The sequence below is a fragment of the Psychrobacter sp. 16-MNA-CIBAN-0192 genome (assembly GCF_040309565.1).
In the GTDB taxonomy this organism is placed as follows: Bacteria; Pseudomonadota; Gammaproteobacteria; order Pseudomonadales; family Moraxellaceae; genus Psychrobacter.
In genome coordinates this window covers 1-231 of the sequence record NZ_JBEOOX010000783.1, presented here as the reverse complement: position 1 = coordinate 231, position 231 = coordinate 1, and the positions used below count along the sequence as shown (strand labels likewise).

Annotated in this window: 1 protein-coding gene; it reads left to right on the top strand. The window is 42.9% G+C overall.

The window, feature by feature from the left end; genetic code table 11:
* A partial coding sequence (locus tag AAEY78_RS15205) for a hypothetical protein (protein ID WP_352340368.1) occupies positions 1-231 on the top strand: 231 nt, incomplete at both ends.

Below are 231 nucleotides of genomic sequence, written 5' to 3'. Positions count from 1 at the left end.
TTATATGGCAGCCGTAACGAATTACCTCTGACTCGTATGGGTAATATGGCGGGCTACCGTACAGCGTTTATTCAAGCAACAGAATACAAACGTGCTTGGGATAAATATGATGCTGACTATGCCGCAGGTAAGAACCCTGTAGCACCAGAGCGCGACTTAATGAAAGACACGCTAAAAGGTGTGCTTGAAGGTGATATTTTAATTCACAACCATTGTTACAAAGCTGAAGAA